Origin of the sequence: Jatrophihabitans sp. GAS493 (genome assembly GCF_900230215.1) — a bacterium.
In the GTDB taxonomy this organism is placed as follows: Bacteria; Actinomycetota; Actinomycetes; order Mycobacteriales; family Jatrophihabitantaceae; genus MT45.
This window is the reverse complement of the sequence record NZ_LT907982.1, coordinates 2305071-2320855: the sequence shown is the minus strand read 5'-3', so window position 1 is coordinate 2320855 and position 15785 is coordinate 2305071. Positions and strand designations below refer to the sequence as shown.

Here is a 15785-nt window from a genome sequence, read left to right as displayed (position 1 = left end):
GATTCAGTTGACGGTGCCATCCGCCTCGTAGGCCGCGACCTGGTCGATGCGCCGGATGTGGCGCGGGTCTTCGGAGAAGCTGGTATCCACGAAGAGCTCGACAAAGCGCAGAGCGTCCTCGGTCGGGTGATTGCGGGCGCCGATGCTGATGATGTTGGCGTTGTTGTGCTGCCGGGCCAGGATCGCCGTCTCGTCGCTCCAGACAAGTGCGGCCCGGATGCCCTTCACCTTGTTGGCCGCGATCTGCTCGCCGTTGCCCGAACCGCCGATCACCACGCCGAGCGTTCCCGGCTCCGCCACCGTCCGCTGGGCGGCGTCGATGCAGAACGACGGGTAGTCATCCTGTGCGTCGTAGCTGAGCGCTCCGCAGTCCACGGCGTCGTGACCGAGGCCGGTGAGGTGGCTGATGAGCGCTGCCTTGAGCTCGAAGCCCGCGTGGTCACTGCCCAGGAAGATACGCATGCCGATCATCATTCCAGCCCGCCCGGGCCGAGCCGGATCCGACCCGTGACCGGCCCCGGCAACCACCCAGGTGCCACCATGGAGGGGTGCCCAACCTGAGCGAGAGCCTGCCGCCGCCGACCGCCGGCGTGCTCTTCTCGCAGTGGTCGCTGCAGCCGCTCGCACTGCTGGTCATCGCACTGGCCGCCCTCTGGTGGGTGCGCTCGGTGCTACGGCTACGCCGCCGCGGCCTCAGCTGGCCGATCGGCCGCAGCGTCGTCTTCGCCCTCGGGCTGATCCTCTTCGGCTGGGTAACCAACGGCTTCGCGCAGGCCTACGCGAGCTCGGTCTTCTCGGTCTGGGTCTCGCAGAGCCTGCTCCTGCTGCTGGTGGTGCCGGCCGTGCTCGTCGCCGCCCAGCCGGTGGAGCTCGCGCGTCAGTCGGTCGGCGAGCGGGGTCTGCTGGTTCGCTTCGTCGGCTCCCGGGTCGGCCGCTTCATGTCGAGCCCGTTCGTCGGACCGGCGATCGTGCCCGTGCTCTGCACCCTGATCTTCTTCGGCGCGGTGCCAGGCTGGGTGGTTCGCTACGACCTGTTGGACTGGACGCTCGCCCTGGCCTTGAGCCTGGCCGGCGCGATGATCGTGCTGCCGCTGCTCAGTTCGGAGGCCAGCTCGCAGGGCTCGCTGGTCGTCGCCGTCGCCCTCGGGGTCGGGCTCTTCGAGCTGATGGTCGACGCGGTTCCCGGGATCGTGATGCGCCTGCAGACGACGATCTCGTCGACCTTCTTCGACTACCGCCCCATCCACCCGTGGACGGTCCCCGCGCTCACCGATCAGCAGGGGGCCGGGGCCATCCTCTGGGGAGCGGCCGAACTGCTGGACCTCCCCTTCCTACTGCTCATCTTCCATCGCTGGGTGATCGCCGATGCCCGCGACGCCGCCGAGATCGACACCGTGCTGGACGCCGAACGGATCAGCCGCGGAGCACTGACGATGCCGGCTCCGGCGGCCGGCGCCCCGACCGAGACCGCGGCGGCCGTCCCGATCGGCGAGGCCGATCAGCCCTGGTGGCTGCAGGACCCGATCATGCGCGAACGGATTCGGCGCCAGAACTGAGCCCAAGCTGCACCGCGGCCAGCCGGAGCTGGTAGTCGAAGAAGGCGTCGTAGTCGGCAACCCCGCCCACCAGGTGCCCGAAGAGCTCGAAGCTGATCAACCCGACGATCTGGCTCCAGAGCCCGACCCCACGGGCCATCGCCGCCTCCGGAATTCCGGCGAAGTCGGGGTACGCGCCGAGAAGCTTCATGTCGGCCCGCACCGCCGCCGGGAGGCGCACCGGGCCGGGCGGAATGGTGGCTCCAGCGGCGGCCGCGTCCTGCAGTATCCGCCCGATTCGCAGCGGTATCCGGGCCGCCGGATCGACGGTCTCGCGCGGGGCGACATATCCGGGAACCGGGCTGCCGAAGACCAGCGCGTATTCGGCCGGGTGCTGCCGGGCCCAGGATCGTGCCCCTCGCCCGAGGGCCAGTACCCGTCCACGCAGGTCACTGCGCGGCAGCGCCGACTCGGTCTCCTCCGCCGCAGCACCGACTGCGTTGTACGCGTCGACTATGAGCGCGGTGAGCAGTTCGTCGCGACTGGCGAAGTAGCGGTAGACGGCCGAGGAGACCATCCCCAGGTCCCGGGCGACCGCGCGCAGTGAGAGGTTTGCGCCGTCGCGGGCCAGATGCTCGCGGGCGATCGCCTTGATCTCTTCGGTCATCTCCGCGCGCACGCGCGTCCGCACCGACTTGCCGGTTGCCATCACCCCAGCTTGCCACACCAGAGAGCAGTTAACGCCTTTTCAGAGCGCTGCTCTCGCCAATCCCCTGAGCCGGGTCAGCCGCAGCAGGGTCAGTCGAAGCGGGGCGACTCGGTGCGGGTGCGCTTGAGCTCGAAGAAGTACGGGTAGCCGGCGACCAGACGAGTGCCGTCCCAGATGTTCAGGGCATCCTCGCCCCGCGGGATCCGGGTCAGCACCGGACCGAAGAAGGCGACGCCATCGACGTGGATCACCGGCGTGCCGACATCCATCCCGACCGCGTCCATTCCGGCGTGGTGGGAGGTGTCGAGCAGTTCGTCGAATTCGGTCGAGTCGGCGGCGTCGGCCAGCGACTCCGGCAGGCCCACCTCAAGCAGTGACTCGACGATGACATCACGCTCCAGCGGCCGCTCATCGTTGTGCCGGCGGGTACCGAGTGCGGTGTAGAGATCGCGCAGCACACCGGTTCCGGACTTCTGCTCGGCGGCGATGCAGACCCGCACCGGACCCCAGGCCTTGTCCATCATGGCCCGGTACTCCTCGGGAAGATCCCGTCCGGTGTTCAGGATGGCCAGCGACATGACGTGAAAGTTGAGGTCGATCGGACGGTGCTTCTCGACCTCGAGGATCCACCGCGAGGTGACCCAGGCGAAGGGGCAGAGCGGATCGAACCAGAGGTCTACTTTGGCGGGCGCGGTAGAGGTTGTCATGTCATCGACAGTAGCGCGCGAGCTACTTCGCGTGCAGCCGCCCGCCGGCTACGGAAGCGACCGCAGAGTGGCCAGCGCCTTGTCCGCATGCACGTCCATGTTCAGCTCGCTGCTGATCACCTCGATGATCCGGAGATCCTGCCCGATCACGAAGGTGGTGCGCTTGTTCGGCAGCGCGCCGATTCGCCGCTTCACCCCGAAGGTCTCCGCAACCGCGCGGTCCGGATCGCTGAGCAGCGGGTAGTCGAAGGAGTGCTTGTCGGAGAACTGCTTCTGCTTGGCGACCGTGTCGGCGCTGATCCCGACGCGCTGCGCTCCGAGCTCCGCGAACTCCGCGGCCAGGTCCCGGAAGTGGCAGCTCTCTTTGGTGCAGCCGGTCGTCATCGCGGCCGGGTAGAAGAAGAGAACCACCGGACCGGTTGCAGTCAACTCGCTGAGCTTGCGGAGGTGGCCGTCCTGGTCGGGGAGCTCGAAATCCGCAATAACGTCGCCTGTCTTCACATCGGCAACAGTAGAGGAACTTCGCTATCAGCGTCATCGGGGGCATCCGGCATAGCCGCGTGAAAGACTGATACCCATTGACCGGCGGTTGGCCAGTGGGCGAATCGCCGGTTCGGCAGGAGATCCCCTAACCGAAGCGCGAACGACCTCCAGGAGTGAAGAAACCAGTGGCTGTACCGAATCTGACCCGAGACGACGCCCGAGTTCGAGCCGCCCTGCTCGAGGTCGAGTCCTACGACATCGACCTGGACCTGACCGACGGTCAAGGCAACCCCAGCGAGATCACCTTCCGCGCGCGCACCACACTGCGGTTCAGCGCCCAGACCTCCGGCCGTTCGACGTTTCTGGACGTCGTGGCCCAGAGCATCGAATCGGCGACGCTGAACGGCGAACCGGTCGACGTCTCCGGCTACGACCCGGAGAACGGAATCGTGCTGGAGAATCTGGCTCTGGAGAACACCGTCGTGATCGAGTCCACGATGTTGTACACCAACACCGGGGAGGGGATGCATCGCTTCGTCGATCCGGTCGACAGTGAGGTGTACCTATACACCCAGTTCGAGGCCTCCGACGCCAAGCGGGTCTACGCCTGCTTCGACCAGCCTGACCTGAAGGCGACCTTCACCTTCCACGTCACCGCCCCGCAGTCATGGGAGGTCATCTCGAACTCCCCGGTGACCGCCACCACCGATGACGGCTCGCAGAAGACGGTGCATTTCGGTACTACCGTGCGGATCAGCCCGTACATTACGGCGATCGTGGCCGGCCCGTACTACCACGTGCATGACACTCACGACGGGATCGAGCTCGGCCTCTACTGCCGCAAGGGGTTCGCCGAATATCTCGAGCCGGAGGAGAACTTCGCGACCACCAAGCAGGGCTTCGACTGGTACCACGCGAATTTCGGCGTGCGCTACCCCTTCGGCAAGTACGACCAGCTCTTCGTGCCGGAGTTCAACGCGGGCGCGATGGAGAATGCCGGCTGCGTGACCTTCAACGAGATCTACCTCTTCCGGGGCAAGGTCACCGAGGCCCGTCGCGAACGCCGGGGCAGCACGATCCTGCACGAGATGGCGCACATGTGGTTCGGCGATCTGGTGACGATGCGCTGGTTTGACGACCTCTGGCTGAACGAGTCGTTCGCGACCTACGCCAGTGCCCTCTCGCAGGCCAACGGAACGCGCTGGACCGATGCCTGGACGACCTTCGCCAATGTCGAGAAGACCTGGGCCTACCGACAGGATCAGCTCCCCTCAACCCACCCGATCGCCGCCGACGCGCCGGACGTGCAGACCGCCGAGACGAACTTCGACGGCATCACCTACGCCAAGGGCGCGAGCGTGCTGAAGCAGCTGGCGGCCTACGTCGGCGTGGAGGACTTCCTGGCCGCGCTGCGCGAATACTTCACCGAGCACGCCTACGCCAACACGACGCTGGCCGATCTGCTGCGCGCACTGGAGAAGACCTCCGGGCGTGACCTCGGCACCTGGTCGACGAGCTGGCTGGAGACCACCGGCATCAACACGATTCGCCCGGAATTCACGCTGGATTCAGCGGGGCACTATGCAAGTTTCGAGCTCGTGCAGCAGGCGCCGACCGAGGTTGCCACGACCAATGTGGTCCGTCCGCACCGGCTGGCCATCGGGCTCTACAACCACGATCCGGCCACCTCCACCCTGGTGCGCACCGGCCGGGTGGAGCTGGACCTCGACGCGGCCCGAACCACCGTCGAGGAGCTCGTCGGGGTAAGCCAGCCCGATCTGTTGATGGTCAACGACGACGACCTCACCTACTGCAAGGCCCGTCTGGACGAGCGGAGTGTGAAGACGCTGCGCACCGGCGGCATCGCCGAGCTGGCCGAGTCGCTGCCGCGCGCGCTGGCCTGGTCGTCGGTGTGGGACATGACCCGCGACGCCGAGGTTCCGGCGCGCGACTACATCGCCCTGGTGGTGGCCGGCGCCGCCGCCGAGACGAATATCGGGCTGCTCCAGTCGATCACCCGCCAGGCCCTTCGGGCCCTGGAGATCTACGCCGACCCGAGTTGGGCCCCCGCCGGCTACCAGGCGCTGGCCGAGGAGTCACTGCGGGCGCTGAACGCAAGCGAGCCGGGATCAGACCACCAGTTGGCCTGGGTGCATGCCTTCCTCGGCTCGGCCCGAAGTGCCGAACATGCCGAAATTATCAAGCAGTTGAGCACCGGGGCGTACGTCGTCGAAGGCCTGGCCATCGACAACGAACTGCGTTGGTCGATCGTGCAGGCGCTGGCTTCGCGGGGTCTGATCGATGCCGACGGGATCTCCGCCGAGCTTGAGCGCGATCCCTCCGACGCCGGCCACCGGCACGCCGATACCGCTCGGGCGCTGATTCCGACCGCTGAGGCGAAGGCGGCGGCCTGGAAGATCGCGGTGGAGGATGCCGGGATCTCCAACTTCGTCCAGAAGGCCGCCGTCGCCGGCTTTGGCACGTCCATACATTCGGAGCTACTCACCGGGTATGTGGAGAAGTATTTCGACGTCATCGCGGATGTCTGGAGTAGTCGCAGCGGCGAGCTGGCCCAGACCGCGGTCGTCGGCCTCTTCCCGCTCTGGTCCTCGACCGCCACCGAAGCGACGCTGGCTACGGCCGACGCCTTCCTGGCCCGGACCGACCTTCCAGCGGCCCTGCGCCGTCTGGTGAGCGAAGGGCAGGCCGATATCGTCCGCGCATTGGCCGCCCGCAAGACGGATACCGAAGCCGGCACGGCCTAACCCAACTCACAACGCAGGAGGGGCCCTGCCGTCATCGGCGGGGCCCCTCTCTGCATTGTCTGGTGGTCGGTTATGGACGCCCAGCGGCGTCGGAGAGCATGCGCAGGCCGGTGACGATTCCACCGACCAGATCACCGTTGGTGAAGGCGGCTCGCATGCCGAGCGCGGCCAGGGCGCAGGCCCGGTTGGGTAGCCGTGCGCCGGAGATTTCGCCGGTGACGATCTGCAACACTCGCTGGCCGGGTGAGACCGCGACCAGCACTGCGTCCGGCGAGAGCTTCCCGAAGAGGTCCTCCGCACTTGCCCGCGAAGGGTCGGCCAACTCCCCGAGGTAGAGCGAGAAGATCAGGCCGGTCTCACGACTGGAGAGCGTGATCGCCTCGTCGATGCGGGTCAGCTGACGGGCGTTGAACGGGCCGTCGTGGTCGAGCGGATCAGCCGGTCCGTGGGCGATCGGGGCCATCGCTGCCGAGTTACCACTCACCGCTTGCTCCTCCTACTGCTTCGACCAGCTCCGCTGTCGTGCTCGTGTGACCGGCCTCGATGGCGAGGACCTCGTCACCGTGCGCCGTTCCCTCGACGGGATGCGGCAGGTACCAGATCGGTGGATACGACCAGGCGCGACCAGGGCGGTACCGCGACGCGTGCTTGAGCTCGGCGGGGCCGTAGACGATGGCGAAGACGGCGGCGATGAACGCCGCCGGGATGACCACGAAGACCAGCACGGTCTGAACAATGTTCAAGACTGGCTCTCCTGACTGAAGAGTGGATATCGGCAGACCGGCGTCAGTAGAGACGGACTCCGGCGCACTGACAGGGCTACGTTATCGAACCGGCCCGCGCGAGTTCGCCGCGGCTCCCCGTTCCGAGCCCAGTCGCCCCGAAATCATCGAACGGCAAGCCCCTATTCCATCGCAAAAGCGACAAACCAATCTACCCGGTACCGCTCTGACCGGAAAAGTTTCGGCAACTTGTTGACTCGTGAGTAACTTCACGTTAATACTTCCGTTTGCGAGCAGAAGGTCCGAAAAAATGTGACCTACTTATCGCCCAATGGCGACAAATCGCCGTCTGGAACGGGAACCCACGGGGAATGGGGAACAAAAGTGAAGAAACGGTTTATTTCAGCCGTTGCAGCGCTCGCTTGTGGTGCGGGTGCGGTAGTAGCGATCGCGGCAACTGGGACGGCCGCATCAGCTCTCAACTCATGCAACGCAGATGCCAACGGCATTTACAACTCGCCTAGCAGCGTCACCAGCGCGCCGGGCACCTTGCTGGCCTGCCGATCGGTGACGCTGAGCCAGGTACCGGGCAGCGTCTCGATGAAGGCCTGGCAGGTCCAGTACGCCTCCATCGACTCCAACGGAAACAAGGTGGCCGTCTCCGGCACCGTGGCGGTTCCGACCGCGGCCTGGACCGGCAAGGGCACCCGCCCGGTCATCGCCTTCAACCCCGGCACGCTTGGCCTCGGCTCGCAGTGCGCCTTCTCCAAGCAGCTTGCCGGCGCTTACCAGGACGAGTACGAGGGCGACAACATCGCCTCCTTCCTGAAGGCCGGCTTCGCGGTCGCCGCCACTGATGGCATCGGCTACCTCAACGGCCAGGTTCACCCCTACGTCGTCGGCGCCAACGCCGCACACGCGATGCTGGACATCGCCCGTACCGCCACCCAGGTCCCCGGCGACGGCCTCTCCGCCGGTCTCGCAGTTGGACTCTCCGGCTACTCCGAAGGTGGCCAGGCCTCCCTCTGGGCCGCCCAGCTCGCGGCCAGCTACGCCCCTGACCTGAACGTGGTCGGCGACGCGGCGGGTGGCGTCCCGGGTGACCTGAAGCTGACCGCCTCCCAGCTCGAGGGCGGCGCGTTCTTCGGCTTCCTGGCTGACGCGGTCGTCGGCATCATCACCTCGCACCCGTCGTTCCCGGTGAACCAGTACATCAACAGCGCCGGCACGTCGGCCTTCGCTCAGGTCAAGACGCTCTGCCTCCTCGGAACCCTCGGCACCCAACTCGGCGGCAAGGTGGAGAACTTCACCACCAAGGGACTCACGCTGGACCAGCTCTACGCCCTCGCTGACCCGAGCGGCTACACGGTGGGCCAGTACCTGGACAGCCAGAAGCTCGGCGTCAACATCGGCAAGCCGGGTTCGGGCGCGCAGTACACGATCAACTTCCCGGTCTTCCAGTACCGTGGTGCGGCCGAAGAGGTCATCAACACCAAGACCGAGAACGCGACGCGCGATGCCTACTGCAAGGCCGGTATCCAGACCCAGTGGAACCAGGGTTACGCGGCCGAGCACCTCACCACGGACAACAACGCCATCCCGGACGTCACCAAGTTCTTCACCGACCGGTTCAATGGCAAGTCCTTCACCAACAACTGCTGGGTTCCGTCGCTCTGATCTGATCTAGCGGCACCAGTTAGTAACTGGCACCAAACGAGACGGTGGTGCGGCCCGGACGGGTCGCACCACCGTCTCGCTGCATTCCGGCGGGGAATGTCATTTTCGACTATTCAGGGAAGCCTAAGCTAGGTATGGTTAGCCTAACTTCACCGATCCTTCCCATCGGCGCCGAGGAGGTCCGACCAGTGTTCGCCTGCATCTGCCACGCCGTCACCGAGGACCAGATCGGCAGCGCGGTCGATTCGGGAGCGGACACCATCGACGAGGTGGGCTGCCTGACCGGCGCCGGCACTGGGTGCGGGACCTGCCACGACCGAATCGAGGAGCTGATCGAGCTCCGCTGCGGCGCCTGCCCACTCGCCGCACTGCAAGTCGCCTGAAGCTCGCGCCCACCGCGACTACCCCGAACCTCGCGCCCCACCGCGAGTGTGCGTCCCTTCGCGACTTTCCGCGATCACTCCGCTTCGCCGGGTGGTGTCCCGCGTAGGATCCAGCTATGCGTGGAGACGAGCGAGTAATCGAGTACCTGAACGAGCAACTGACCGCGGAGCTGACCGCGATCAACCAATACTTCCTGCACGCCAAGATGCAGGAGAACTTCGGCTGGACGAAGCTCGCGAAGTACACCAAGTCCGAGTCGATCGACGAGATGCGACACGCTGAGATCCTGACCGACCGGATCCTCTTCCTGGACGGCCTGCCGAACTATCAGCGGCTCTTCCCGATCCGCATCGGGCACACGCTCAAGGAGATGTTCGAGTCGGACATGGCGGTCGAGGCCGAGGCCATCGACCGGCTTCGCAGCGGCGCCGAGTACATGCGCAGCGTCTCCGACATCACCAGCGCGAAGCTCTTCGAGACCATCCTGGCCGACGAGGAGCACCACATCGATTACCTCGAAACGCAGGTGGCCCTGCTGGAGAAGCTCGGCGAGCAGCTCTACATCGCGCAACTGATCGAGCAGCCGAGCAGCTGAGCTGACTAGGCCGTTGCTGCGGTGACCCGGTCGAAGGTCAGGTAGGGCTGCCACAGCGGATCGCGCTTGCCCCATCCCAGCACCACCGCGACCGTCGCCGGCGGTTGGACCGGGGCGCCGACGAGGCTCCAGCCGAGTTCGTGCAGCAGTCGGTCGCCCTTGCGGTGGTTGCACTTCTCGCAGGCGGCGACCACGTTCGTCCAGCTATGGGCACCGCCGCGGGAACGCGGCCGGACGTGATCGATGGTGTCGGCCTTGGCGCTGCAGTAGACACAGGTGTGCTCGTCGCGATCAAGCACCGCTCGTCTGGTCAGCGGGATCTCGCGCCGATACGGCACGCGTACGAAGTGTGCGAGCCGGACCACGGACGGGACCGGCACGGTCACCCGTTCGGCGTGCATCGACTGCCCGGACTCCTCCACCATCACCGCCTTCTCGGCGATGACCAGTACGACGGCACGGCGCAGTGTCACAACACACAATGGCTCGTACGTAGCGTTCAGAACCAGGGTTCCTGACACGTGCGCAGACCTCCGTCCGGTGTCTATCCGCTACTAGTGAACTCTGGACATGGCAAAGTGGGCAACTGTGTATCCGCAGGTGCTAGCAGAGTCACGTTTACTCGAAGACCACACCGACGTCCTAATCGCGCGCCCGCTGAAGATCCTGGCGATCGTTTTGATCGCCGTCGTGCTGCGCAAATTGGCGCACCGCTTCGTCGATCGCATCACGAATTCGGTGAGCCAGGGGTCGGTTCCGCGAATCCTGAACCCCCTGAAGGAGCGCGTCAGCCAGAACGGATTCCTCGAGTCGGCCGGGCTGGTGTCAGAGCGTCGACGGCAGCGATCGGCGGCCATCGGATCGGTGCTGAACAGCATCACCTCGTTCGTCATCCTGACGGTGAGCGTGCTGCTGATCCTGGACGAGCTCGGCATCAACATGGCGCCGTTCATCGCCGGGACGTCTATCGTCGGCGTGGCCATCGGCTTCGGCGCACAGAACGTCGTCAAGGATTTTCTGGCCGGGATCTTCATGATCCTGGAGGACCAGTACGGCGTCGGTGACGTGATCGACTTCGAGAAGGCGACCGGCGTCGTCGAGGCGGTAGGGCTGCGCACCACCCAGCTGCGCGATGTGTATGGCACCGTCTGGTACGTCCGCAACGGCGAGGTGGTGCGGGTGGGTAACCAGAGCCAGGGGTACGCCGAGGTGGTGCTGGACATCCCGATCGCCGCGTCGGCCCAGATCGAGCCGGCGTCGCAGGCAATCATGCGAGCGGCGGAGCAGCTGCACGGCGAGCAGGAATGGGCTGGTGTCTTCCTGGGCGAGCCCCAGCTTCAGGGAGTGGAATCCTTCACCCGGGACGAGACCGTGATCCGGCTGGTCGCCCGCGTCCGTCCGCTGCAGCAGTGGCGGACCGCGCGTGAGCTTCGGCGGCGCATCAAGGCTAACTTCGACGAGCTGGACCTAGCCCTGGTGGCCGAGAGCGTCGAGGAGCGGGTTACCCCGGGCGGCGACACGCTGACACCGCCTCCGGGTACCGGCCGGGGTGTCGGCGGCGGCGTCGACGGTGGCGATGGGGCGACCGAGTGACGGGACCGGTGAACTCGCGATGAGCCGCAACTCCAACCTCTATGAGGCCGTCGGGGGCGAGGAGACGTTTCGCCGTCTGGTGGACACCTTCTACGCCGGCGTCGCGACCGATCCCCCGCTGCGCGCTCTCTACCCCGAGCAGGACCTCGAGCCGGCGGCCGAACGTCTTCGCCTCTTCCTCATCCAGTACTGGGGAGGCCCGGACACCTATCAGCAGGAGCGGGGTCATCCGCGGCTGCGGATGCGGCACGCGCCGTTCGCCATCGGCGTCGCCCAGCGCGATGCTTGGCTGCGGCATATGAAAGCCGCGCTCGATTCGCTCGAACTGCCCCCGACCTATCACGACACGCTATGGCAGTACCTGAGCGGCGCGGCCGACGCGCTACGCAACACTCCGGGCTGAACAATCGGGCGGCGGGGCCACCCCCGTTTCGCAAAACCCCATCGGTGCGGCAAGATCGGTAAGCGTTTACATTCTTGCGAAGAAGACAGATACAGGAGCTCCCGTGGACGAGATCACCGAAGCAATGGCCGGACCGGAGTGGTGGCGCAGTGCCGTCTTCTACCAGATCTATCCGAAGAGCTTCGCCGACGGCAACGGTGATGGCATCGGCGATATCCCCGGTGTCACCGACCGCCTGGACTACCTGAAACTGCTCGGGATCGATGCGATCTGGCTGAGCCCGTTCTACACGTCACCGATGGCCGACGGGGGGTATGACGTCGCCGATCCGTGCGACGTGGACCCCATCTTCGGCACCCTGGCCGACTTCGACACGATGCTGGCCGCCGCCCACGAGCGGGGCATCCGGATCACCGTCGACATCGTCCCGAACCACTTCTCCGATCAGCACCCCTGGTTCCAGGCCGCCTTGAAGGCCGCCCCCGGCAGTCCCGAGCGGGAGCGCTTCATCTTTCGCGACGGGCACGGGGCCAACGGTGAACTGCCACCCAACAACTGGCCGTCGGTCTTCGGCGGCCCGGCCTGGCACCGCGTCACGGAGGCGAACGGCGAGCCTGGGCAGTGGTACCTGCATATCTTCGCGCCCGAGCAACCCGACCTCAACTGGCTCAACCCGGAGATCCCGGATGAATTCGAGCGCGTCATGCGCTTCTGGCTCGATCGCGGAGTTGACGGGTTCCGGGTTGACGTGGCGCACAGCATGGCCAAACCCGATGGCCTCCCCGACATGAACCTAGCGACCCTCGGGGCGCTCAACGAGGCGATGCCGGCGCTGGACGATCCACGCTGGGACGACGACGCGGTGCACGACATTCACCGCCGGTTCCGCCGCACCCTCGACTCCTACTCCGGCGACCGGATGGCGGTCGGAGAGGCGTGGGTTCCGAATCCGGAGCGACTGGCGCTCTATGTGCGCGAAGATGAGCTGAACCTCACCTTCAACTTTGAACTCATTGAAGCCAAGTGGGGGTTGGAGTCCTTCACCCAGGCCATCACCGACTCCCTCAAGTCGCTGGCGGCGGTCGGAGCGCCCTGCAGTTGGGTGCTCTCCAACCATGACGTGGTGCGGCACACCACGCGCTACGGCGGCGGTGCGATCGGCTCGGCTCGGGGACGGGCGGCGGCACTGATTCAGCTCTCGCTGCCCGGTGCGGTCTACCTGTACAACGGTGACGAGCTCGGCCTTGAGAATGTCGATCTGCCGGACGAGGTGCTGCAGGACCCCACCTGGAAGCGCAGCGGGTACACCGAACGGGGCCGCGACGGCGAGCGGGTCCCCCTCCCGTGGGAGGGTCACCAGCCGCCCTTCAGCTTCACCACCAACGAGACGAGTTGGCTTCCGATGCCGGCCTCCTGGGAGTCGGTCACCGTTGAGCGCCAGCTCGACAACGAAGAATCGACCCTGTCCCTCTATCGGCGGGCCCTGCTGCGGCGCGCTGAGACGCCGGCGATTCATGGCGGCGACTTCAACTGGATCGGGGCGCCGGAAGGCTGCCTGGCCTACACCCGAGGCGACGATTTCGTGGTCGCGGTCAACTTCTCCGACCTCGACGCCGTCCTGCCGCCGGGTGAGGTGCTGCTGGCCTCCTCCCCGCTGGAGTCTGAAGGTGTGCTGCCGGCGAACACCGCTGTCTGGCTCAAGGCCGAGAGCCCGCTGGCCTAGGTCAGTAGTGAGATGCCGAGGGGCGAGCGTTCGCGGTAGGAGTTGCCGAAGGGAGCGGTCACCCGGGTCCACCGACCGCAGATGTCCACAGCGACCTGGGCGTCGTCGGGGAGGAATCCCATGCGGGTGACCGCGGTGATCATCCGCAGCGTCACCTCCGCCGTCAGCGCTGTGGTCGCCCCCTGCCCGGTGGTCGGATTCTCTTCGAGGGTCAGGACGACCGAATCGAGGAGCGCCTCAGTGACCTCGGCCCGCGGCTGACCTCCGGGGATGCCCTCCCGGTCAGCGGCGTCCGCCAGAGCACGGGCGCCGGCCGCTACCAGCGATCGGACGACCGCCCCCGGCACGGACTCGACTCGTCGCCACCCCTCTCGCGGCGGTGCGGCCGCCCGCCACTGGGCATCCCGATTGGGCAGCAGCGAAATCGCCTCATCGGCGGAGAATCCCGGCACCGAGTCGGTGGCGGCATCGAGACGGTCGAGCAACTCCGAGGCTCCCACGGTCAGGTCAAACTCCGGCGCGGCGCCGGCATTGCTGGCACCGACCGAGACCGTCCGGCCGACGAGAATGTCGAACGGTAGCCAGATCAAGGCCCTTAGCTGGTTACCCCGCCCCTGCAGGCGGACGTTTACGCCGGCGTTCAGTGACACCGCCCGCCGCAGCATGGGCGCCAGTTCCGCGAAGGCCGCCCCCGCCGCGGGCACGGACGTGCCCTGGGTGGCGGCGGTGCCGGCGTGTACCACCACTCAGTCGCGGGTGAGCTTGCGATGGGTCACGGCGTGCGGACGAGCCGCCTCGGCACCCAGACGCTCGACTTTGTTCTTCTCGTAGGACTCGAAGTTACCTTCGAACCAGAACCAGGCGGCCGGGTTGTCATCCGAGCCTTCCCAGGCCAGGATGTGCGTCGCCACCCGGTCGAGGAACCAGCGATCGTGACTGATGACCACCGCGCACCCCGGGAACTCGAGGAGCGCGTTCTCCAGCGAACCGAGAGTCTCGACATCCAGGTCATTGGTCGGCTCATCCAGCAGCAGGACGTTGCCGCCCTCCTTCAAGGTCAGCGCCAGGTTGAGCCGGTTGCGCTCACCACCGGAGAGCACGCCGGACAGCTTCTGCTGGTCGTGTCCCTTGAACCCGAACGCTGAGACGTAGGCCCGGGAGGGCATCTCCACCTGCCCGACCTTGATGTAGTCGAGACCGTCGGAGACGACCTGCCAGACGTTCTTCGCCGGGTCGATGCCGCCGCGGTTCTGATCGACGTAGCTGAGCTTCACCGTGTCGCCGACCCGTACCTCACCCGAGTCAGGCTGCTCGATACCGGTGATGGTCTTGAAGAGCGTGGTCTTGCCGACGCCGTTCGGTCCGATGATTCCGACGATGCCACCGCGCGGCAGGTCGAAGGAGAGGTCCTTGATAAGCAGGCGATCGTCGAAGCCCTTGTCGAGGTGGCTGGCCTCAACCACGACCGTGCCCAGACGCGGGCCCGGTGGGATCTGGATCTCTTCGAAGTCGAGCTTTCGAGTCTTCTCGGCCTCCGTCGCCATCTCCTCGTAGCGCTGCAGGCGAGCCTTGCTCTTGGCCTGCCGGCCCTTGGCGTTCTGACGCACCCAGTCCAGCTCTTCGCGCAGCCGCTTCTGCAGCTTCTGGTCCTTCTTGCCCTGAACTTCGAGACGCTCGGCCTTCTTCTCCAGGTAGGTCGAGTAGTTGCCCTCGTAGGGGTAGGCCCGGCCCCGGTCGAGTTCGAGGATCCACTCGGCGACGTTGTCCAGGAAGTAACGATCGTGGGTCACGGCGAGCACAGCACCCGGGTAGCGGGCCAGATGCTGCTCCAGCCAGTTGACGCTCTCCGCGTCGAGGTGGTTGGTCGGTTCGTCGAGCAGCAGCAGATCCGGCTCCTCCAGCAGCAGCTTGCAGAGGGCGACGCGGCGCCGCTCTCCACCGGAGAGGTGGGTCACCGGCTCATCGCCCGGAGGGCAGCGCAGGGCGTCCATCGCCTGCTCGATGCGGCTGTCCAGCTCCCAGCCGTTCGCGTGCTCGATCTTCTCCATCAGGTCGCCCTGCTCGGTGAGCAGCGAGTCGAAGTCCGCGTCGGGCTCCCCCATCGCCGCCGAGACCTCGTCGAAGCGGGTCATCCAGCCGCGCAGCTCACCGACCGCGGCCTCGACGTTCTCGCGAACCGTCTTGGTCTCATCCAGCGGGGGCTCCTGCAGCAGGATGCCGACGCTGGCGTCGGCGGCCAGTGACGCGTCACCGTTGGACGCGGTGTCGAGTCCGGCCATGATCTTCAGGACCGTGGACTTACCCGCGCCATTCGGCCCGACGACGCCGATCTTCGCACCGGGCAGGAACGAAAGCGTGACGTCGTCGAGGATGACCTTGTCGCCGATCGCCTTGCGGACCTTGTGCATGGTGTAGATGAACTGAGCCACGATGTCTTCCTGTCGATGCGATCGTCTGGGGGTGGACACTTACTCCACCGCAGGCGCGGA

At 66.3% G+C, this 15785-nt stretch carries 17 protein-coding genes; 8 read left to right on the top strand and 9 right to left on the bottom strand.

Features of this window, described 5'->3' with window-relative positions; all coding sequences use genetic code 11:
* Nucleotides 1-3 precede the first annotated feature (3 nt).
* On the bottom strand, nt 4-462 hold the full coding sequence (locus tag CPH63_RS10860; protein WP_096305073.1) for a ribose-5-phosphate isomerase: 459 nt from the start codon (nt 460-462) through the stop codon (nt 4-6).
* 86 nt (nt 463-548) lie between these two features.
* On the opposite strand from CPH63_RS10860, the gene CPH63_RS10855 reads away from it, so the two are divergent.
* Nucleotides 549-1556, top strand: coding sequence for a cytochrome c oxidase assembly protein (locus CPH63_RS10855; protein WP_096302983.1), 1008 nt, complete (start codon nt 549-551; stop codon nt 1554-1556).
* Here the strand turns inward: CPH63_RS10855 and CPH63_RS10850 are convergent.
* From CPH63_RS10850 to CPH63_RS10840, 3 genes are all read right to left on the bottom strand, one after another.
* On the bottom strand, nt 1525-2244 hold the full coding sequence (locus CPH63_RS10850; protein WP_096302982.1) for a TetR/AcrR family transcriptional regulator: 720 nt from the start codon (nt 2242-2244) through the stop codon (nt 1525-1527). The two genes, CPH63_RS10855 and CPH63_RS10850, sit on opposite strands and share 32 nt — an antisense overlap.
* Before the next feature lie 89 nt (nt 2245-2333).
* Nucleotides 2334-2951 carry a DsbA family protein gene (locus tag CPH63_RS10845; protein ID WP_096302981.1) on the bottom strand — a complete coding sequence of 206 codons (618 nt, stop codon included), beginning with the start codon at nt 2949-2951 and terminating at the stop codon, nt 2334-2336.
* Between the two features lie 48 nt (nt 2952-2999).
* Complete coding sequence (locus CPH63_RS10840) at nt 3000-3452, bottom strand: peroxiredoxin (protein WP_096302980.1); 453 nt, start codon at nt 3450-3452, stop codon at nt 3000-3002.
* Nucleotides 3453-3619: 167 nt separating this feature from the next.
* Between CPH63_RS10840 and pepN the strand changes: the two genes are divergently transcribed.
* Nucleotides 3620-6199, top strand: a complete 2580-nt coding sequence (pepN, locus tag CPH63_RS10835) for an aminopeptidase N (RefSeq protein WP_096302979.1) — start codon at nt 3620-3622, stop codon at nt 6197-6199.
* A 70-nt stretch (nt 6200-6269) separates the two neighbouring features.
* On the opposite strand, the gene CPH63_RS10830 is transcribed toward pepN, so the two are convergent.
* Both CPH63_RS10830 and CPH63_RS10825 read right to left on the bottom strand, forming a co-directional pair.
* Nucleotides 6270-6683, bottom strand: coding sequence for a DUF5130 family protein (locus CPH63_RS10830; protein ID WP_197704659.1), 414 nt, complete (start codon nt 6681-6683; stop codon nt 6270-6272).
* Nucleotides 6673-6942 carry a hypothetical protein gene (locus CPH63_RS10825; protein ID WP_096302977.1) on the bottom strand — a complete coding sequence of 90 codons (270 nt, stop codon included), beginning with the start codon at nt 6940-6942 and terminating at the stop codon, nt 6673-6675. Before CPH63_RS10825 ends, CPH63_RS10830 begins: the two co-directional genes overlap by 11 nt.
* A 546-nt stretch (nt 6943-7488) precedes the next feature.
* Here CPH63_RS10825 and CPH63_RS10820 point away from each other — a divergent pair.
* From CPH63_RS10820 to bfr, 3 genes are all read left to right on the top strand, one after another.
* A complete protein-coding gene (locus CPH63_RS10820; protein ID WP_197704658.1) occupies nt 7489-8598 on the top strand; it encodes a lipase family protein in 1110 nt (369 codons plus the stop codon).
* A 134-nt stretch (nt 8599-8732) separates the two neighbouring features.
* On the top strand, nt 8733-8981 hold the full coding sequence (locus tag CPH63_RS10815; RefSeq protein WP_197704657.1) for a (2Fe-2S)-binding protein: 249 nt from the start codon (nt 8733-8735) through the stop codon (nt 8979-8981).
* A 116-nt stretch (nt 8982-9097) separates the two neighbouring features.
* On the top strand, nt 9098-9577 hold the full coding sequence (gene bfr / locus CPH63_RS10810; protein ID WP_096302975.1) for a bacterioferritin: 480 nt from the start codon (nt 9098-9100) through the stop codon (nt 9575-9577).
* A gap of 5 nt (nt 9578-9582) precedes the next feature.
* Here the strand turns inward: bfr and CPH63_RS10805 are convergent, their stop codons facing one another.
* On the bottom strand, nt 9583-10098 hold the full coding sequence (locus CPH63_RS10805; protein ID WP_096302974.1) for an HNH endonuclease: 516 nt from the start codon (nt 10096-10098) through the stop codon (nt 9583-9585).
* 49 nt (nt 10099-10147) lie between these two features.
* Between CPH63_RS10805 and CPH63_RS10800 the strand changes: the two genes are divergently transcribed.
* From CPH63_RS10800 to CPH63_RS10790, 3 genes are all read left to right on the top strand, one after another.
* Nucleotides 10148-11170 carry a mechanosensitive ion channel family protein gene (locus CPH63_RS10800; protein WP_096302973.1) on the top strand — a complete coding sequence of 341 codons (1023 nt, stop codon included), beginning with the start codon at nt 10148-10150 and terminating at the stop codon, nt 11168-11170.
* Nucleotides 11171-11189: 19 nt separating this feature from the next.
* Nucleotides 11190-11573 carry a globin gene (locus CPH63_RS10795; protein WP_172892195.1) on the top strand — a complete coding sequence of 128 codons (384 nt, stop codon included), beginning with the start codon at nt 11190-11192 and terminating at the stop codon, nt 11571-11573.
* Nucleotides 11574-11697: 124 nt separating this feature from the next.
* On the top strand, nt 11698-13296 hold the full coding sequence (locus CPH63_RS10790) for a glycoside hydrolase family 13 protein (RefSeq protein WP_096305070.1): 1599 nt from the start codon (nt 11698-11700) through the stop codon (nt 13294-13296).
* On the opposite strand, the gene CPH63_RS10785 is transcribed toward CPH63_RS10790, so the two are convergent.
* A complete protein-coding gene (locus CPH63_RS10785) occupies nt 13293-14042 on the bottom strand; it encodes a hypothetical protein (protein WP_096302972.1) in 750 nt (249 codons plus the stop codon). The two genes, CPH63_RS10790 and CPH63_RS10785, sit on opposite strands and share 4 nt — an antisense overlap.
* Nucleotides 14043-15725: an energy-dependent translational throttle protein EttA gene (gene ettA / locus CPH63_RS10780; protein WP_096302971.1), complete on the bottom strand. Its 1683-nt coding sequence runs from the start codon at nt 15723-15725 to the stop codon at nt 14043-14045.
* Nucleotides 15726-15785 lie beyond the last annotated feature (60 nt).